This is a genomic window from Mesorhizobium sp. ORS 3428, from assembly GCF_001854785.1.
Lineage (GTDB): Bacteria > Pseudomonadota > Alphaproteobacteria > Rhizobiales > Rhizobiaceae > Mesorhizobium.
In genome coordinates, this window is sequence record NZ_MDFL01000112.1 from 51,765 (window position 1) to 71,418 (window position 19,654).

Genomic DNA, 19,654 nt, shown 5'->3' on the forward strand with positions numbered 1-19,654 from the left:
ATCCGGCTTAAGAACGCGTTATAATATTAGCGAGGATTGCTCCCTGCCTTGACGCAGGCCAATAAGCGTTCCCCAATCGGGCGATGAGTGAAGCAGCAACCGAATCACGCAGCAACGCCACCGAATATACGGTGAGCGAGATTTCCGGCGCGCTGAAGCGCACGGTCGAGGACGCCTTCGGCAATGTGCGGGTGCGCGGCGAAATTTCCGGCTATCGCGGCCCGCATTCCTCCGGCCACGCCTATTTCGCGCTGAAGGACGACCGTGCGCGGTTGGACGCCGTGGTCTGGAAGACCACGATGAGCCGGCTGAAATTCCGCCCGGAGGAAGGGATGGAAGTGATCGCCAGCGGCAGGCTGACGACCTATCCCGGCAAATCCAACTACCAGATCGTCATCGACAATCTGGAGCCGGCCGGCGCCGGAGCGCTGATGGCGCTGCTGGAGGAACGCAAGCGCCGGCTGCAGGCGGAAGGCCTGTTCGATTCCGGCCGCAAGCGGCGCCTGCCGTTCATGCCCCGCGTCATCGGCGTCGTCACCTCGCCGACAGGCTCGGTGATCCGCGACATCATCCACCGCATCAAGGACCGGTTTCCGCTGCATGTGCTGGTCTGGCCGGTGAGGGTCCAGGGCGAGACGACGGCCAAGGAAGTGACCGCCGCCGTGAACGGCTTCAACGCGCTTGCCTGGGATGGCGCCATACGGCCGCCCGATCTTCTGATCGTAGCGCGCGGCGGCGGCAGCCTGGAGGATTTGTGGGGCTTCAACGATGAGGGGCTGGCGCGCGCCGTCGCGGCCTCCCGCATCCCGATAATTTCGGCCGTCGGCCATGAGACGGACTGGACGCTGATCGATTTCACCGCCGACATGCGCGCGCCGACGCCGACCGGCGCCGCCGAGATCGCGGTGCCCGTCAAGGCCGAGCTCGAAGCCACGCTCGCCAACCTTGGCGCGCGGCTCAATGCCTGCACCTCGCGGCACATGGATCGCAAACGCCAGGCCTTGCGCGGCGCGGCGCGGGCGCTCCCCTCGCCCGACCAGCTGCTGGCCTTGCCACGCCGCCGCTTCGATGAAGCCACCAGCCGGCTCGACCGGGCGCTGACGGTGAACATCGAACGCAAGCGCGCAAGGCTGGAGCGGCAGAGGCTGACGCCGGCGACCCTGTCGCGGCGTCTCAACGAGACGCGCACGCTGACAGGCCGCGACATTGCCCGCGCGCGTGCAGCCTTCTTCGCCATCGTGCGCCAAAGCCGGATACGCTTCCAGCGCACGGCGACCAGGCTGTCGCCGGCGCCGATCGTCAGGCAGCAGAAGCTGCAGGCCGACACGCTGGCCGGGCTCGCACGAAGGCAGGACCAGGCGATGGCGCGGCAGCTCGACCGGCTGCGTGCGGCTCTCACCCAGGCTGACCGGCTGCTCGCCACGCTGTCGCATAAGGCCGTGCTGGCGCGCGGCTTCGCATTGGTCAAGGATGCCGAAGGCTCCGTCATCAAGAGGGTTGCGGATCTGGCGCCGGGTGCGGCGCTGCGGCTGGAATTCGCCGACGGCGATGCCGAGGCCATCGCCACCAGCGGCGGAGCGCGGCCGAAGCTGRCCGCCAAGCCTTCCGGCAAGACCAAGGAGCCGGGCAACCAGGGCTCGCTGTTCTGAGGACGGGATGAGTACCTACGACCCGCATCTTCGCACGCCCTCGGGCAATCCGCGCCTGCGCTCGTTCGACATAGCATTGGACGGTACGCCCGGCCGCTTCAATGCCATCACGGACGTGCCGGGCGTCGCGGTCGGCTACACGACGCTGGTTTCCGGCGAGGGCCCGCTCCGGGTCGGCATCGGACCCGTGCGCACCGGCGTGACCGCCATCCTGCCGAGGCCGCCTGGCGAGCTCGGCACGCCGGTATTTGCCGGCGTGTTCAGCCAGAACGGCAATGGTGAACTGACCGGCACGCATATCATCGAGGAGACCGGCGCCTTCAACCTGCCGATTACCATTACCAATACCCATTCCTGCGGCGTCACCCGCGACGGCACGCTGCGCTGGATGAGCCGCGTGCTGCCGGCGGCGCTCGACAGCGCCTGGGGCCTGCCGGTGGCGGCGGAGACCTATGACGGTTTCCTCAACGACATCAACGGCCACCATGTGGGCTTCGACCATGTCGCCTCGGCGCTCGACGGCGCAGCAGGCGGCGCCGTCGAGGAAGGCAGCGTCGGCGGCGGCACCGGCATGATCTCCTTCGGCTTCAAGGCCGGGTCCGGCAGCGCCTCGCGCATCGTCGAATGGCAGGCCAGCCGCTATACGCTCGGTGTGTTCGTGCAGGCGAATTTCGGCAAGCAGCGCAACTTCACCATTCGCGGCCGGCCCGTCGGAGCGGAACTCACCGAGCCCGCGATCCGTGAATGCACCCCGCGTGCGGAAAAGGRCTCGATCATCGCCATCGTCGCCACGGATGCGCCGTTCCTGCCGCATCAGATGAAGCGGCTTGCCCGGCGCGTGCCGCTCGGCATCGCCATGACCGGCGGCTATGGATATCACAGCTCGGGCGATATCTTTCTCGCCTTCTCGACCGCCAATCCTCAGGCTGCGCTGGCGACTTCGGGCCGCATGGCCCGCGCGGATTTCATCCCGGACGTCGACATCGATCCGTTCTTCGACGCGGTCGTGCAAGGGGTGGAGGAAGCGATCCTCAATGCGCTGGTCGCCAATGAAGATATGACGGGGCGCGATGGCAACTTCGTGCCGGCGCTGCCGAAGGCGTGGCTGAAGAGCACGTTTGGCTCGGCCGAACCTTCAGCTTAGCCAATTTATGTCATTTGCTTTTACTCGGACGCGTTGTCCGGCTTTGCCTCGTGCGCGTTCTCTTCGGCGGCTTCTTCGAGGCGCGATGCGATCAGTTCCTGGATATCGCCGACCTCTTCCTGAATGTCTTCCAGGAGAATGCCTTCCTCTGCAGCCTTGGCGCAGCATTCCTTGGCGAGAGTCTCGGCCTGCTTCTCGATCTTGAGCGGCGAATGCGGGCACTGGACCTTTTCGCCAATCCATCCGCGCAAGAACTCGATCGCGTGTTCACTCATACTGCTTTCTTCCCTAGCGGCTATGCCGGTTGGTGGTCATGAACGCCCGCATCCCGCTAAAGGATGCATGCCCCATTCGAGCCGAGTCGGCCTCGACCGGCAAGACATGTTGCCAAGGTCCGCAGAGCCGAAGGATTGGAAAGGTTCAAGGGCACGTTCAGATCATTGAGAATGGCGGTACCGTTGGCCAGGTTCGCTTCCCGTCCTAGCCATTGTTTTAGCTTTCTTTTTTTGGCCTGTTCGTTCCGAGTTGTACCGCAATATGTTCAACATTTCTGGCTACTCTCGCGGTGCATCGATCGTAGGTGCATCGTCCGAGGCCGCCGCTATATAGTGATATCCTCATGCAATGTCGACTCTCTCTTCGCCGACGCTTCTCGGCGGCGCCGCAGAAGCGACCTCATGCTGATCATAGCCAATCGGAAAATGTGGACGAGCAGTGGACCGACTGATGCCGCAAGGCTGTCTGGCCGTCAGGTCGAGATGTAAGACCGATCAAATCCGGTCATTTCGATAAGCCCCGCATGGTCGTGCAACTCCACGACGCCGCTGCGGAACGAAGCCAGGCCAGCCTCCCGCAATGTCTTCAGGACACGACTTACATGCACGGCCGAAAGACCCAACGCGTCCGCCAGTTCGGTTTGGGTCAGCGGACAATGATAGCGGTCTGGGTAGCTCGTTGCCGACCGATGCGTGCGGCACGCCAGTTCGAGAAGAAGGTGGGYCGTGCGCTCGACGGTTCCCCTTCGGCTGACGCCTGCGAGATGCTCCGCAACCCTTGAATATCGGCTCGCCTCGGCCGCCAGCACGGCCTCGCAAATGTGCTGCGGGTAGCGCGAAAAACAAGAACGGATGGGACCGGCGAGTTCGATCRCAGTGACGTCGGAGAGAGCCGTTACCGTCTCGCTCATCTCTCCGGCGAACTCGATCAAGGCAATTTCGTGAGCCAGCGCGAAATCAACGATTAGGCGAGAACCGTTCGGCAACATCTTGGCGAACGCCGCCCAGCCRGCGGTTATGATCAAAATGGCCGATCTAGCCTCATATTCGCGCGCGATAGCCGTGCCCGCCGGATAAACGCGGCGCACGGCCCCCGGCAATTCGGACACACGCTTTTCCCAACTTGAGTCGGCTAACGCGGGTGTTCGCCCGGACCCAAGAAACTGCTTTGATAAGCCCATCACGCCCCGAAATAACTCAACACTCAGGCAACCCGAAGCTGCAAGTTTAATTCAACTACGCCGAAGGTTCCATCCATGATTTCACACAACCGGTCTTGTGCCTACCACTTTCAGGTACTTCTCTACCGCCGAGCGGGTCGGAGCCGGCTGGAGGGGTGCCTCAGACGACATCGCCGCGCGATGGCGGCAATCGAGCAAGCGGCCTTCCACCAACCGGCACACAACCGGCATGCAAAAGGCGTATCCCGCCCTTAGGCCTAGGGGAATCATCGATTGAGGTGCGGGCCAGCGCTTTGCATGAACGGCAGACCAGGCCCAGGACGATCGCCATGACATCGTCGGGCGTTACGCCGATTTCGCGGACACCTTGGCTGTGAGGAAAGCCGCATCGAGGCGGCGGTCAGCTTTGCCGCGACGCCGATCCCGTTTGCAGCCTTGCGAAAATCGCCTTCGTCATGCGCCGGCGAACGGCCCGYCCGCCAACAACGCGATATCCCCCGCGGTCGCATCTGCCTTCGCGCCTCGGCACGGCCATATCATTGCGACGATCGTCGCCGCCGCCTCAACGGGCCCGAACCACCGCGGGCTGAATTGTCGAACTCCAATGTTGCTCCCGGCTCCTGCGAATACAGGCCGGGGAATGCCGGCGTCTCTCTTTCAGCCTCCGCGGCTGCGCCGGACGCATATTCCGCTGCTCCGGCTACCGACTGCAGGCGCGCAAGAATCCGCGAATTGTGGGGGGGGCGACGCGTGCTGAAGGTTTGTCGTCTCTCCTCGGCGATCTCCAGCTTGTCGATTGCCGATGCCACGGATGCGACGCGATCCTCGATTTGCGCCAATCGCTTGCGGATGGAAAGCAGAACCGTTGAAAACAACAGGCTGCTTGCGAGAACGACGAGCGCCGCCGCCACGGTGCTTTCGATGCCGAACACAACCAACATGACAGCCCCAACGAATACGCCGAGGACACCGCAGGCCACCAACCAACCCTCTCTCAGAAGAAGAGCCAGCGGCAAGGTCGCCGACAGCACCAGGATCGCTCCGGACCTATCTGTCGCCCAATCCACTAGTCCCGACACCAATTCGCCGTAGGTTTCCATGTCGACCACAGACTCGCTGAGACAAATACGCATCGGCGACGGGGGCGCACAGGCTCCCCTGCGCCCCGCGTCGCGCCAGCGTCGTTGCAGGCTCCCGAGCAAGCTCGGGAGCCTATTCGGCAACCTCCCAAAAGACAGCGGGAAGCCGTCGGGTAGACCAGATCGACCTTTTGCCGATTTACTACTCATTAATGGTAATGGCGGGGGCATCCGGGAAACTGATATGGTTTCCGTCGGTCGATGGCGCGATCGGCCGGCGGGCGGAAGAGAACGATCTGGATATGCCGTACGGCGGGCACGAACGCTCACCTTCCGATAAGTGTGGGCGCGCCTGACAGCTGACTGCCCGAATGATTTGAGGTGCAAGCCATTCAGCCGATGCTGAAGGGGTGGGTTGTTTTTTCTGGTCGCAAGGGTCCGGAAATGCGTAGTCCAACTGACGATCCGATCATATCCAGGCAAATGCCTTCACTCGACGTCAGAGAAATCTTTGATTTCTTTCTCCGACGCTGGAAGTTCGCGTCCGCAATTGCAGCCGCCACCTTCGCCATATTCCTTGTTGCCGCTTTTACACTTCCAACGACGTACACTGGCGTCGCACAAGTCTTACTTGATTCCCCGGTCGACTATATGACCCCTCAGGACTATTCCAACACCGACTTTTCCGACAATCCGACATTCATTGAAAGCCAGATCGCGGTCATGAGATCCGCGTCGCTTCTCCAACAGGTGGTCACCAGCCAAAGGCTGGCGGAGGACCCCAAGATCGGGCCGACGGCCTTGACGTGGCTTCAAACCGCATTGGGAGTCTCGCGCGTCGGGCTCGGCAACGTCATCGAAATCGACGTGGGCATGTACGACCCGGCAAAAGCAGCGTCGCTGGCCAATGCAATTGCCGAGGCATATGTCGCCGATCGAACGAAGACCCGTTACGAAGGGGTCCAAAAAGCCTCCGCATGGCTCAGCGACCGGGCCACGTATCTGCGATCAGAACTCAGCCGTTCGGAAGAAGCCGTCCAGAAGTTCCGGGCGGACCATAATTTACTGACGACACGCTCCGGCAGTTTGACCGACCAGCAGATGTCGGAGCTGAATATCGCGCTGATAAACGCACGCGCCGAATTGTCGGCGAAACGGGCGCAATATCAGCAAGTTGACAAACTTCTGAGCTCCGGCGGCGATATCCAATCGATGCCCGACGTGCTGCAATCCGTCGTGGTCACCGCGCTTCGATCCCAGCTCTCCGTTGTCAGCCGGCGGGAAGCCGACCTGCGGTTGAAATATGGCGAACGCCATCCCGACGTCCTGTCCGCCCAAGCCGAACGCCGCGATATCGAGGGACAGATCTCCGCCGAAGTCCAGCGCCTCATCGGCAATCTGAAGAATGAAGTCGACGCCGCCGAGGCCCGCGAAGCTGCGCTGGTTCGGGCTTTGGGTTCGGTATCCAACCAGTCCGAGGCGGAAGGCCAGGTCGGCGTCCAGTTGCGCGACCTCGAGCGGATTGCCACGGCAAACCAGAACCTGTTTGAGACCTTCCTGTCGCGCGCCAAGCTGACGGAGGAAAAGTCCACGCTGCTCAACAGCGGCGTACGCGTGATCACGGCTGCAACCRCTCCGCTTTCGCCAAGCTTCCCGAACAGGCCTCTCTTTGCGGCTTTGGGCCTGGTTCTCGGCGTCCTCTTCGGCGGTGCCRGCGCCCTTCTTCGTGAACTGTCCGCATCCGGCTTCATGGCAAAGAAGCAGATCGAGGAAGAACTGGCCGTTCCGGTTCTTGCGTCCATGCCCAGGATGTCGGGCTGGTCGGCCGACGCCCAGCCTGTAGCCTATCTCGAGCGCAGGCCTCTCTCCCGATATAGCGAGGCGGTGCGGCGGCTGCGCCTTGGCATGGAAGGGTCATCGGACCTGATCCGTTCGCCGCGCCTCCTGCTGGTGACATCGGCGATGCCCGGCGAAGGAAAGACGACGCTGGCCCTGAGCCTGGCCTGCTCCGCCGCCGCTGACGGCGAGCGCGTGCTGCTGATCGATGCGGATTTGCGGCTTTCGGCCGCCACGGCGTTCTTCGGCATGGCCGAAAAGGTCGGACTTGTCGACCTTTTGACTTTGCCGATGAAGACCGCAAACGCAATTCATACGGACGAGCGTTCGGGGATTTGCCTGCTGCCCGCCGGCGCAAAGACACGCAACCCGCCTGCCCTTCTTGCCTCGGCGCGAATGCTCTCGATCCTTGAAGAGCTTCGGGGAAAGTTCGACACCGTCATCGTCGACGCGCCACCAGTGGGACCGGCCGCCGATGCCTCGATCCTGGCGAGACATGTCGACAAAATCATCTTTGCGGTGAAGTGGTGCCAAACCTCGCGCGAGGCTGTCGCGGAGGGGATTCGGCATCTTGGCGGCCGATCCAAGATCGCCGGCATTGCCCTGACAATGGTGGACGAGCCGAAGCTGCCGAAATACGGGCGCTACACGTCGCTCGAAGGCAGCGTTTCGGACAGTTACTACCTCAATTGATTGAAGAAGACACATTCGCAATGCTGAATGACGGCTTACACGACGATCCGCTACCGGAACCGGCAAAACATCTTCATGACGCTGCGCCCACGCGTTGGTGTGTGGTGCAGACGCATCAGCATTCCGAGAGCCTGGCCGAGCGGCATCTGTTATCGCAAAACTTCCGGACCTACCTGCCCAAGCGGAAGCGAACCGTTCGACATGCCCGTAGCGTGAAAACCGTCTTCAGCGCGTACTTTGACTGCTATCTGTTCGTCTCATTGGCCCTTCATCAACAGAGCTGGTACCCAATCAACTCGACCGTTGGTGTCCGAAAGCTGGTCATGAGCCAAGGATTGCCGATACCGGCGCCGCACGGCGTGGTCGAGTCCTTGATGTCCGCAACCGACGACGACGGAATTTTACACCCCGATGTCCTGTTGAGGTCCGGGCAAAAAATCAGGGTCATAGACGGGCCGTTCGCCGATCAGCTTGGGATACTTGACCACGTCGGAAAGGCTGGAGCAGTCAGAATTCTTCTTGATATTATGAATCGATCGATACCGATTACTATCGATAGAAGTAAGCTGGCGATATATTCATAGAGTTCACTTTACAAACTTTCATTATTACTTTCTTTTCGTGCGCATGATGCCGAATTTCCGGCGGAGAGGCGATGAGTTGGCACCCAATTCACCCTCGCTGCGGCAGCTTGCAAAAGGCGACCGACGACAATTCCGATGGAAGCGAACGGCGCCTGCCGGCATCAACAACCGGGAACCAATTGGATCTCACGTAAACCCTTTGCTCCCGACAGTATCGTGGCGGCGGGACGGCCGCGGAGGCAATGGTGCCAGGAATAAATGGTTCAGCATTGGCCAGGGCGCATGGCGGAAGTCCATGGCAATTCTTCGCGTGGCGGCGCAAGGCTCTCCGACAGGATAGCGTCGCCGACGGCGCCACGGGTGCAGGGACGCGTCGAAATGACGGAAGCGCGCCATCCGGCAACTTTGAAACGGTACCCGGCCTGCCGATTGCCGTCGTGCTGTTTCAAGCGCTCAATGGGGCCGGACTGAGATATGGCATCGTCCAGGACGTCGAGTCGCTGCAGGACGCATTTGCCGGCCGGGACGATCTGGATGTTCTTGTGGACAAGCGGGACTATCCGGCTTTCTGTTCCATCGTGAACGGGCTGCAGGGTCGTCGCGGGGTGAGCCTCTCCTGCTACGACAATGTCTGCGCCGGCCGAGAAGATTGGTTCGTGCCCGACTTTTCGAACGGCCGATATCTCCATCTCGACGTGCATGTCGGTGTCCGGGTCGRCCGGGAGTTTCGCAAGCGCTATCCGGCATTCGACTACGCGGCGATCAAGCGGTGGGAGGCGAAGCATGTGGACGGCGTAGACGTTCCGATCGTCTCTCCCGAGGACGAGCTGCGGCTAACGATCGCGCGTTTCGCCTTTCGCGGCTGGACCCTGCCCTGGCGGCGGTGGGTCACCATGCACTTCCATTGGAAGGAGCAGTTCGCACAACTGCCGTTTGCGCCCGGCGAGCAGGACTTGCACGTGGTGGAGTTTGCGTTTGGCGGCAGAAGAACAGTGAATTGCAGGTTCCGRCAAAGCGGCAGCGATTTGGCCGTCCACAGCGGYGATCTTGCCAGGCTTCGGCGCTGGATCCGGGAAATGTGCGGTTTCACCGAACGCTACGGCATCGCCGATACCGCGGTCCACCTGGCGCGCAAGGCCTCCTATCTTGCCTTGAGGTTGCTTCACCGCCTGATGCCCGGTCACCTGCCGCCGAAGAGACGGCCCGCCACCGGTGGTCTTTTGGTGGCGATAATTGGCCCCGATGGCGTGGGAAAGAGCACACAGGTCGATCGGCTGACACAGACATTTCGATGGAAGTTCGGCTGCGCGCGGGCCTATGCCGGCATCGGCGACGGCAGCGGTTGGTGGCTCCGCAAGGCGCTGCAGAAGGTGCTATTCCCGCATAGGCGCCGGCTGAAATCCCTGGCCCAAGCCCATGGCGAGGACGCCGTCCAAGCAACTCGGGCCAGGGGGAGCGTTGCGGCGACCGGGCTGGCATTATGGGCAACCCTGATCGCGTTTGAGCGATACGCCGTCGTCAGGCGCGCACACCGAATGGCAACGCGCGGCCTGATCGTTGTTTGTGACAGGTGGCCGCAAGCGCGGCGCAGGGGATATCTGGACGGGCCCACCATCCCGCCGCACCTGTTCTTTGTCCGAGGCTTGTCGGTTCTCGCCCGCATCGAGCAGGAACTCTATCGAAAGATGGAAGCGTGCCGACCGCATCTCACCTTGCACCTCGTCTCCGATTTTGCCGTCTCCGAAAGCCGAAAGCCTGGTGAGATCAGGAAAGAAGGGTTCGATGCGCGGCTGTCGTTGATGGCGGAGTTGCGGGCCAAGAACGGGGAAATCCGGACCGTCGATGCAAGCTCAAGCGTAGAGGCGGTCAGCCGGGAACTGTTCAGACATATTTGGCTGTCCCTGTAAGGACGGAATAGGCGGCGGCCCAGACAACCAGCACCACAGACACTCAGGCTTCGCGATCTCGCCAAGGGCCGGCGCTTCTGGCCGTGCGCCCGGGAAGGCGCGACGAAGCCCGAACGCTCCAACTCCAGACGACCGATCTCCTGCCCTGCCCAGCGCCCACTGGCTTTCACGCCCCAGAGGTACAAGCAAATGAAGATCGTTCATGTGCTCACCCGACTGCTTCGAGCCGGCTCGGAAGAAAATACCCTGGCCTGCTGTCTCGCCCAGGCGCGGCATGGCCACGAGGTGCTGCTGGTTCACGGCAGCGAATACGACCCGGGTCTCAGAGCGTCTGTCGCCGGAGCCCTGCAGATCGTCACCCTGGAAAAGCTCATCAACCGMATTTCGCCGTCGCATGACATTTCCGCATTCAGGCAGCTTACCCGCCTCATGCGCGACTGGCGGCCCGACATCGTGCACACGCACCAGAGCAAGGCCGGCATCATTGGTCGCTTCGCCGCCGAGCAAGCCAACATCCCCGGGATCGTCCATGGCGTGCACATCCTGCCCTTCGTACATGTCGGCAACAGCCAGAAGCTGATCTTCCTGGCTGCCGAGCGCCTCGCCGCCAGGTTCACGCGAGCCTTCATCGATGTCAGCCAGGCAATGCGCGACATCTGCATCGCCAACCATTTGGGAGGCCCAGATCAGCATCACGTCGTCCATTCCGGCTTCGACCTGGCGCGCTTCGCCAATGCGCAATGGCCGGTGGCACCGCATTTGCTGCTCGGGACAACCGCCGGCGAGCCGAAGCCGCCGGTGGTCCTGATGCTGGCTGCGCTGGAGCCGAGGAAACGCCACGTCGAGTTCATTGAAGCGTTCGGCCAGGTCGTCGAGCGCGTTCCGAATGTCCGGCTCCTCCTGGCCGGCGAAGGACCGGCGCGGGGCGCAGTGGCATCGGCGATCGAACGGTCCCCATTTGCGAAAAACATTCGCATGGTCGGCTACCACAGCGAGYCCGAACGGCTGATCAGCCTGGCGGATGTCTGCGTGCTGACGTCGATGCGAGAGGGATTGCCTCGTGTCGTGATGCAATACCTGGCAGGCGGGCGACCCTGCGTCGTGTCGCATTTGCCCGGAGTGGAAGAGGTTGTGACGCATGGCGTCAATGGYATCGTCACGCCGGTCGACAATGTGGGCGCGGCCGCGGCGTCGGTCGCCGACCTTCTGGAGAACGAGCACTATCGCGCGCGGCTGGCGGATGGCGCGAGGCTCACCGACCTTTCGTCCTGGGGACTGGATGCCATGTGTGACCGGGTCGAAACGATCTATCAGTCCGTCCAGGCTTCGGCCCTTTCCGCCGCAAGGCCGGACGTTGCGCGGGGCATCCTCGGCGGTACGGCCAAGCAGGCCTTCCGGCTGCACGGATTTTGACACCCCGATAGAACCCTGGAGCCAGGCGGGCAAGTTAACCGGAGTAGGAACAATGTATCGGCGTTTTGACCTGCAATTTGTGTCGATGCCTTTCGCAAGGAAAGACCAGAGACTGAGGCTGAGCGAGAAGCTTGACCTTGCGGTCGGCATTCTGCTCTCGATCATTTGCGGCCTCCTCGCCTTGGCCTTTCTCCTGTTTGCCACGGACGAGTCCCGCGCGGACGGGTATACTTTCGACACCGGTGACGTCCTGCGCATATCTGTGTTCGGYGAGGCCGCCTATCCGCTGGAAGTGGTGGTCGACGATCACGGCGCGATATCGCTTCCGCTGCTTGGCGAAATTCAAGCGCGCGGCCTCACCAGCGTCGCTCTTTCGCGCGCGATTCAGGGTGGATTTCAGCAGCAGAAGCTCATCCTCGAACCGTTTGTGCAGGTGGCGGTCAGCCAGTACCGCCCCTTCTTCATTTCCGGGACCGTGGCTCGTCCCGGCTCCTACCCGTTTCAACCGGGAATAACCGTTCGCCAAGCGCTTACCATCGCGGGCGGCTTCCGGGCCACAATCACCGGAAATACCGAGCCGGCCCTGCAGATAGCGGATCTGCGCAGCGCGCGCTCAAACCTGGCGATTGAAGAATATCGGCTGAAGGTTCGACTGGCCCGTCTCCAGGCGGAAAGCCGGCAGGACAAGACCTTTGCGGCTCCGCCGGATCCGCCCGTCGAATTCGGCGGACACCTGATTGCCGACATCGTCGCATCCGAGCAAGCGCAGCTCGATGCGCGCCTTGCCGCTTACCGGGACGATATTTCCTATCTCGAGGCCTCGATCGTTCGCGCGAAGAAGGAAGCGGATGTGGTTACCGCCACGCGGAACGAACGTGAAAAGACCGCGGACCTTCAGCTCGAGGAACTGCAATCGGCCCGAGCGCTGCGAGAGAGAGGCCTGGTAACGAACACCAGTGTCATAAACGCGGAACGGGCACATACCAGTTATCGCGCCGAACTTGCGCAGACCGAGTTTCAGCAGGTCCAGGCACAGCAGGAGATGCTGAACGCCGAGAGTGAGCTGCGAAAGAAGCGCCAAGCCTATGAAATGGATTTGATCTCGCAAACCCAGGAAACGGAAGTCGAGCTGGGCAAAACTCAAAGCCAAATAAGATACGTTGCCGACAAGCTGCTTTTCATCTTCACCTATGGCGAACAGAGGACCTTCGACGACTTGCAGGGCTCGGTGAAGATTTCGATCTTCAGGCGCGACCAGAAGGAGGCGCATGACATCGTCGCGGACCAAAATACGGAAGTGAAGGCAGGCGATGTCATCGAGGTCTCGGTCGTGGCCAACAAGGGCTTCTATGCTCCCGACATCTCGGCAACCAGCGCGACATCCGCACCCGGCGCTCACACGACCCAACCCGGCATCATCGGCCAATAGACGTCGGCAAGGCGCCGGCCAACCCAAATGAGATCGTCCAGCACCGACTTCCGCATCGGCCTGGCGCATCGGAAGGGGAAAACGGCCCGGATGGGTACGACTTCATCCTTGGGACTCCGATCGTGATCTTCGGCACAGCACTGATAGCCCTGGGCAGCCGCCTTCGCCGCGCGAATATCGATGTTGGCGCGGAGCGGATGCCCGTGCGCCGTCTCCGCGCAACAGCGCGCCGAAAGACGAAACGCTTCGCGCCCCGTCGCCGGCCGCGCATTCGCCGCATGATCCTGTTCCTGCTCGTGCTCGCTCTCACGCTTGCTGGTGTCGGGCTTGTGCCGCCCTCGCTCGATTTCGCAGGACTGGTCTCGCCAGCGCGGCCCTGGGCCGATCTTTTGCCCGGCTGGCCCCAGTTTGCCAATGACCGTGTGGCCCTGCTGGCCGGCCTGGGCAGCCTCCCGCTTTGGCTGGCGGTGGCAGCCCTGGGATTGCTGACGGCAGCCGCCTCCAAGGCAAGGCGGAAACGACGACGCGACCTCATCGACATATCCGCGGACCGCGGCRCCCGGTCCCCTTCCGGGGACGTCCAGCCGGCGCCCGGTTCGGAACTCGCCTGCGCGCTGCGCTCCTGCAGGGCAGCGCTTGCGGGCGTTGCGGTTTTCAGCGGCGTGAGCAACATCCTCATGCTCACCGGCGCGATGTTCATGCTGCAGGTCTATGATCGCGTGCTGCCGAGCCGCAGCGTTCCGACCCTGGTCGGCATGGCGATATTGGYGGGCGTTCTGTTCGTCGGGCAGGCCGCAATCGACCTTGTGCGCGGCCGCGTGATGACCCGGATCGGCGCCGAGCTGGACGAAGCGGTCGGGGGACGCGTGTTCACCGCCGTCTCCAGGCTGCCCTTGTTCATCGGCCAGCAGGGCGACGGGCTGCAGCCGCAGCGCGACCTCGACAACATTCGTACGTTTCTGTCGAGCCCCGGGCCCAGCACGCTCTTCGAATTGCCATGGCTGCCCTTCTATCTGGCGATCATCTGGAGCCTGCATCCGACACTGGGTATCACCGCCATTTGCGGCGCCGCGATATTGGTGACGCTGACGGCCGCGACCGAGGTGCTTACGCGCAAACCGATGGGAGCCGCCGTTCTGACGGCCGTGCGGCGCAACAGCTTCGCCGAGGCCAGCCGCCGCAACGCGGAGGTGCTTGCGGCCATGGGCATGGGCAAGCGCCTGCATGAGCATTGGCGGGAAGCCAGCCGGCAACATCTCGCGCAACAGCAGCGCGTCAGCGATATCGTCGGCGGCTTCGGCAGCTTCGCCCGCGCCCTGCGGTTGATGCTCCAGTCGACAATGCTGGGCGTCGGCGCCTGGCTGGTCATCCGCGGCGAGGCGACGTCGGGGATCATCATCGCCGGTTCCATCCTGGCGGGCCGGGCGCTCGCGCCGGTCGACCTTGCCATTGCCAACTGGCGCAATTTCGTCGGCGCCCGTCAGAGCTGGCGGCGGCTCAGCAACCTGCTCGCCCGGCTGCCGCAGGACGGTCAACCGATGGCGCTTCCAGTGCCGAGCTCGAACCTCACGGTCGACCGCATCGCGATCGCCGCGCCGGGCACGCAACGGATCATCGTGCAAAATGTCGAATTCCGCCTTGAGGCCGGCTCGGTGCTCGGCATCATCGGACCAAGCGGTTCCGGCAAATCGAGCCTGGTCCGGGGGCTGGTCGGCGCATGGCGGCCGCTGGCAGGTCGCATCAAGCTGGATGGTGCGGCGCTCGATCAATGGTCGTCGGAGCGACTCGGCCGCTACATTGGATATCTGCCGCAAGACGTCGAACTGTTCGCGGGAACGGTTGCCGCCAATATCGCGCGCTTCGAACCGGAAGCGGACGCGGCGGCCATCGTCGCCGCTGCCCGTGCGGCGGGCGTCCACGACCTGATCGTCGGCCTTCCCAATGGCTATGAGACACAGATCGGAGAGGGCGGAACCGCGCTTTCGGCCGGGCAGCGCCAGCGTGTCGCCCTGGCGCGCGCGCTCTACGGCGACCCGTTCCTGGTCGTGCTCGACGAGCCGAACTCCAATCTCGACATGGAAGGCGAATTGGCGCTTGCCCAGGCCATCCTCGCAGTCAAGGCGCGCCGCGGCATCGTGGCGATGGTGGCACACCGGCCGAGCATCCTCACCACGGTGGATTTCATGCTGATGATGAAAGAAGGACAAATGCACCTGTTCGGCGCGAGAGACAGCGTCTTGTCGAAGCTGATGCCAATGCCACAGGTCGGTCCCGAGGGCCGGCAGCCGGTTTCAAGCTCGCCACAACTGCCGAATTGACGACGTCTGGGAAGCGGGCAAGCAAGGCAACCGTCGTGAAGCGATTATCCTCCAGCCGGCGATCCATTCGCCGCAACCTGCTGGGCGGGGCAACCGTCGTCGCGCTGCTCGTCGGCGGAGCGGGAGTCTGGGCCGGGACGGTAGACATTTCGGGCGCAGTCATTTCGCATGGCGCGGTGGTCGTCGAGACCAGCGAAAAGAAGGTGCAGCACCCGACAGGCGGGGTCGTCGGGAAGATCTTCGCGCACGATGGCGACCATGTGCAGGCCGGAGATATCCTAGTCACGCTCAGCGACACCATTCCGCGTGCCAGTCTGGCATATGTGACGAAGAACCTGGACGAGCTCTATGCGCGGAAGTCCCGACTTGAGGCCGAGCGCGACGGCAGCGAGCGGATAGCGCCCGCTCCGGAACTGGCCGGGCGGATGAACGACCCCGGGATCGCGGCCACGATGGCGAGCGAGCAACGCCTGTTCGATCTTCGCCGAGTCGAGGTGTCCGGCAACAAGGCACGCTTGCGCGAGCGCATCCAGCAGCTCGGCAAGCAGATCGAAGGCTATTCGGCCCAGGAATCGGCAAAGGCCAAGGAAATCGCGCTGATAAATGACGAACTCGTCGACATCCGAAGTCTCGTCGAAAGGAAGCTCACTCTCAGATCGAAGTTGACCGAGTATGAGCGCGAGGCGACGCGTATCGAGGGCGAGCGGGCGCAACTTGTATCGAGCATGGCGCAGGCAAAAGGGGCCATCGCCGAGGTCGAGCTCCAGATCCYGCAGCTCGACAAGGAATTCGCCAGCGAGACTGGAAGCGAACTGCGCGACGTCGAGGCCAAGGTCACCGAGTTCGAGGAGCGGAAAGTCACGGCCGAGGACCAGTTGGCCCACATCGACATTCGCGCTCCCGCCAGCGGCACGGTTTATCAATCGACCATCCACACCGTGGGCGGCGTGGTCGGTGCGGGGGAGCCGATCATGCTGATCGTGCCCGACACCGACAGGCTCACCGTCGAGGTGAAGGTCGCGCCGCAGGACATCGACCAGCTCTTGATCGGCCAGCGCGCGTTTCTGCGCTTCAGCGCCTTCAACACTCGCACGACGCCCGAAACGGAAGGCGTGGTGTCCATGATCTCGGCCGATGTCACGCGCGACCAGCGCACCAACGAAGTCTACTACGTGGTGCGCATCACGCCCGACCCGCAGGATCTGAAAAAGCTCGGAGCGCTCTCGCTTGTGCCCGGCATGCCGGTGGAGGCGTTCATAAGGACGAGCGACCGCAAGGTGATCTCCTACCTGATGAAGCCGTTGACCGACCAGATGATGCGCGCGTTCAGGGACCAGTAGCCGCGCGGTTGTCGTGTGGATCCGTGAAATCCTGACTCACCTTTCGCGATAGAGGCTTGTCATGATGACTCCAGGGCTGAAACCGCCGATTTTTCTGATTGGCAACTATCGGTCGGGCACCACCATTGCGCAGAAACTGATCGGGCTGCACCCGGACGTCGTTACCTGGTACGAACCAAAAACCTTGTGGCTCTATGCCGATCCGGCACGGCGCCATGACGAATTTGTCAAAGCCGACGCCACCGAAAAGGTCATCCGTTACATTCGCGGCAGGTTCCTCGACTATCAATTGCGGCATGGCAACCGGCAAATAATGGAAAATACGCCTGCCAATGTCTTGCGCGTGCCATTTGTCCACGAGATCTTTCCTGAGGCAATATTTCTGTATATTTCAAGGAATCCGTTCTCCTACATAAGCTCCATGGAGCTCAAGTGGCAGCGAGCAAAGAGTTTCAAAGGTCTAATGCGGCTCCTGAAACTTACGCCGGTTACCCAGATTCACTATTATGCGATAGACGTCCTAAAACAGATAGTCGTCAAAAGGATGTTGCGAAGAAAATACACGTCGATCTACGGGCCGCGCTACAAGGGAATAGATCGCGATTTGCAGCAGCATGAAAAAATGACGGTGATCGCGCGCCAGTGGGCACGCGGCAATCGAATGGCTCGAGAAGATCTCGCCAAGTTGGGAAACGGCCGCGTATTCTCGTTCCGCTATGAGGATCTCATGCAGGATCCCGAGCCGGTCCTGCGCCGCATCTACGAACATTGCGGACTGTACTGCACCGACGAAATCATTCGCACGGCCAAGGAAATGATCGACCCCGGGCGCCAGCAGAAGTGGCTCCGCCTGGATCCGAACGAACTGGCGGCGATCATCCCAGAGGTCCGGGATGAGATGGAATTCTACCGCTACGAGATCCCCTCCCTTCTCGTTGAGCATGGCTCGCGACCTACGCGGGCTCCGTTGGCATTTCAGCATGGCCATCCGGATGTCCCGTCGTCCCGCTGAGCGGTTCCGGAAAGATCAATCGGTCGCCCGCTTTGGTCGGTCGAGCAAATAACCAAGCACGTGGAGACAGGCGTGGGCGACATTCGGCGCGGACTGGCAAAACGCAGCGTCGTGGGCATGTTCTGGACGGGCCTGTCTATGGGCGCCCTGGCGGTCGCGGAGCTTGTCGCCCTCCTCCTCCTCGCCCGGCTGCTCTCGCCCAACGAATTCGGCCTTTATTCCGCGGCGCTGATCGTCATCAAATTTTCGGCCATCTTCCAGGGGCTTGGCATTACGCCGGCGATCGTGCAGCGACCTGTGCTGGAGGAGCGGCATCTTCGGGTCGGATACACCTTGTCGCTCCTCCTCGGCCTTGCCGTGACCGCGCTGGTCTGGGCGATGGCACCTGCCATTGCCAGCCTCCTTCGCCTCGCCGATCTCACTCCGATCGTGCGGGCGATCTGCTTCATCTTCCTTTTCCAGGGGGTCTCCATGGTGGCGCTGGCCACGGCCCAGCGTGCGCTGCGCTTCCGCTGGCTGGCGCTCGTAGACGCGATCGCCTTCGCGGTCGGTTACGTGGTTGTCGGCCCGGTGCTGGCCTGGCTCGGCTTCGGCATCTGGGCTCTTGTCGCCGCGCTGCTGGTGCAACAACTGTTCCGCACGATCGTGCTGCTCGCCGGGCAGCCACACCCGATGCGGCCGTTGCTCGAGCGCAGCGCGATTGTCGAACTGCTCTATTTTGGAAGCGGCTTCACCATTGCCCGGGTCTGCAACTATCTCGCCACTCAGGTAGACCGGCTTGTCGTGGGCCGCTACCTGGGCGCCGATGCGCTCGGCGTCTACGGTCTGTCATCGCAGCTGATGACGACTCCGGCGGTCATCGTCGGCCAGGTTCTCGACCGCGTGCTGTTCCCCACCATGGCGCTGGTTCAGGAGGAGCCTGCCAGGCTTGCTCGGGCCTATCGCAGCGCGGTAGCCGGTTGCGCTTTGCTCGTCCTGCCGGCCAGCGTGGTCGTGGYGATCGTCGCGCCCGAACTGGTTCGGGTCATTCTCGGACGGGGATGGGAGGGTGTAGTCGCCCCGCTCCAGATCCTGGCGTTCAGCATGCTGTTTCGCACAAGCTACAAGCTTAGCGATTCGGTCTCGCGGGCGACCGGAACGGTTTACGCCCGAGCCTGGCGCCAAGCCGTTTTCACCATCGGCGTCTTCGTCGGGGCCTTCCTGGGGCAGTTCTGGGGCGTGGAGGGGGTGGCGTTCGGTGTCGGCCTGGCATTCGGCGTCAACTTCTTCCTGATGGCACAGTTGAGCCTCCGCGTGACAGCGATGACGTGGTGGCAATTCGTGGCGGCGCACGCGCCTGGCCTAACGCTCGCAGCTGCTCTCGGAATGGGCGTTTGGACGCTGGTGGAATGGCTGCGCGAGCTGCGGCTGCCTCCCCTTCCCCTGCTCATCGATAYGGCATTGCTGGCGTCTGCCGGGAGCCTGCTGCTGTGCTGGATCCTGCCGTCGCTGTTCCTTGGCCGAGACGGGCTGTCGCTGCTGCGGCTGCTCGCGGCGGTGGTGCCGGCCTGGCCCCAGTTCCGCCGCCAGGGATGAAAGGGAAACAGGCCAACCAACGGCAAGGCTCGAGGGGCAACCTACCGACCTTCGCGGAAAACTTCGCCAACGCCGTAAAGGTGGAAACAGTGCGCGACGCTCGGTCTTGGCTGCACCATCCACAACCTCACCTTCGGACTTTTTTTTTCGGTTGAGAAAATAGCGGCAGGGGAGATCTGACATGTCACTACCACCTCGGATTCCGGACAGCGGCAACAG

At 62.5% G+C, this 19,654-nt stretch carries 14 protein-coding genes; 11 read left to right on the plus strand and 3 right to left on the minus strand.

Annotated elements, in window-relative coordinates; translation table 11 throughout:
* Positions 1-83: 83 nt before the first annotated feature.
* Positions 84-1,649: an exodeoxyribonuclease VII large subunit gene (gene xseA, locus ORS3428_RS12120; RefSeq protein ID WP_071097877.1), complete on the plus strand. Its 1,566-nt coding sequence runs from the start codon at positions 84-86 to the stop codon at positions 1,647-1,649.
* Between the two features lie 7 nt (positions 1,650-1,656).
* Positions 1,657-2,793 (plus strand): DmpA family aminopeptidase, encoded by a 1,137-nt coding sequence (locus tag ORS3428_RS12125; RefSeq protein ID WP_071097880.1) that lies wholly within the window; start codon positions 1,657-1,659, stop codon positions 2,791-2,793.
* Positions 2,794-2,813: 20 nt separating this feature from the next.
* Here the strand turns inward: ORS3428_RS12125 and ORS3428_RS12130 are convergent, their stop codons facing one another.
* From ORS3428_RS12130 to ORS3428_RS12140, 3 genes are all read right to left on the minus strand, one after another.
* Positions 2,814-3,068: a DUF768 domain-containing protein gene (locus ORS3428_RS12130; protein ID WP_071097882.1), complete on the minus strand. Its 255-nt coding sequence runs from the start codon at positions 3,066-3,068 to the stop codon at positions 2,814-2,816.
* A gap of 473 nt (positions 3,069-3,541) precedes the next feature.
* A complete protein-coding gene (locus ORS3428_RS12135) occupies positions 3,542-4,177 on the minus strand; it encodes a Crp/Fnr family transcriptional regulator (RefSeq protein ID WP_157895958.1) in 636 nt (211 codons plus the stop codon).
* Between the two features lie 608 nt (positions 4,178-4,785).
* On the minus strand, positions 4,786-5,349 hold the full coding sequence (locus ORS3428_RS12140; RefSeq protein ID WP_071097887.1) for a hypothetical protein: 564 nt from the start codon (positions 5,347-5,349) through the stop codon (positions 4,786-4,788).
* A gap of 360 nt (positions 5,350-5,709) precedes the next feature.
* Here ORS3428_RS12140 and ORS3428_RS12145 point away from each other — a divergent pair, with 360 nt between their 5' ends.
* From ORS3428_RS12145 to ORS3428_RS12185, 9 genes are all read left to right on the plus strand, one after another.
* Positions 5,710-7,857 (plus strand): GumC family protein, encoded by a 2,148-nt coding sequence (locus tag ORS3428_RS12145; RefSeq protein ID WP_244507936.1) that lies wholly within the window; start codon positions 5,710-5,712, stop codon positions 7,855-7,857.
* Positions 7,858-7,877: 20 nt separating this feature from the next.
* On the plus strand, positions 7,878-8,441 hold the full coding sequence (gene nusG, locus ORS3428_RS12150) for a transcription termination/antitermination protein NusG (RefSeq protein WP_071097891.1): 564 nt from the start codon (positions 7,878-7,880) through the stop codon (positions 8,439-8,441).
* Positions 8,442-8,710: 269 nt separating this feature from the next.
* Positions 8,711-10,348 carry a hypothetical protein gene (locus tag ORS3428_RS12155; protein WP_201788310.1) on the plus strand — a complete coding sequence of 546 codons (1,638 nt, stop codon included), beginning with the start codon at positions 8,711-8,713 and terminating at the stop codon, positions 10,346-10,348.
* Between the two features lie 189 nt (positions 10,349-10,537).
* Entirely contained in the window at positions 10,538-11,761 is a 1,224-nt protein-coding gene (locus ORS3428_RS12160; protein ID WP_083355115.1) for a glycosyltransferase, read from the plus strand.
* 52 nt (positions 11,762-11,813) lie between these two features.
* Entirely contained in the window at positions 11,814-13,190 is a 1,377-nt protein-coding gene (locus tag ORS3428_RS12165) for a polysaccharide biosynthesis/export family protein (protein ID WP_244507937.1), read from the plus strand.
* A gap of 203 nt (positions 13,191-13,393) precedes the next feature.
* Complete coding sequence (locus ORS3428_RS12170) at positions 13,394-15,508, plus strand: type I secretion system permease/ATPase (protein ID WP_443136851.1); 2,115 nt, start codon at positions 13,394-13,396, stop codon at positions 15,506-15,508.
* Between the two features lie 35 nt (positions 15,509-15,543).
* Complete coding sequence (locus ORS3428_RS12175) at positions 15,544-16,848, plus strand: HlyD family type I secretion periplasmic adaptor subunit (RefSeq protein WP_071097895.1); 1,305 nt, start codon at positions 15,544-15,546, stop codon at positions 16,846-16,848.
* A 61-nt stretch (positions 16,849-16,909) separates the two neighbouring features.
* Complete coding sequence (locus ORS3428_RS12180; RefSeq protein WP_083355117.1) at positions 16,910-17,860, plus strand: sulfotransferase family protein; 951 nt, start codon at positions 16,910-16,912, stop codon at positions 17,858-17,860.
* A 72-nt stretch (positions 17,861-17,932) separates the two neighbouring features.
* On the plus strand, positions 17,933-19,435 hold the full coding sequence (locus ORS3428_RS12185) for a lipopolysaccharide biosynthesis protein (protein WP_244507938.1): 1,503 nt from the start codon (positions 17,933-17,935) through the stop codon (positions 19,433-19,435).
* Positions 19,436-19,654: the final 219 nt, after the last annotated feature.

Bases quoted from the DNA above. Each gene is read 5' to 3' on its own strand.
- ORS3428_RS12130 (WP_071097882.1), bottom strand. From the start codon at position 3,068: ATGAGTGAACACGCGATCGAGTTCTTGCGCGGATGGATTGGCGAAAAG.
- ORS3428_RS12140 (WP_071097887.1), bottom strand. From the start codon at position 5,349: ATGGAAACCTACGGCGAATTGGTGTCGGGACTAGTGGATTGGGCGACA.
- nusG (WP_071097891.1), top strand. From the start codon at position 7,878: ATGCTGAATGACGGCTTACACGACGATCCGCTACCGGAACCGGCAAAA.
- ORS3428_RS12180 (WP_083355117.1), top strand. From the start codon at position 16,910: ATGATGACTCCAGGGCTGAAACCGCCGATTTTTCTGATTGGCAACTAT.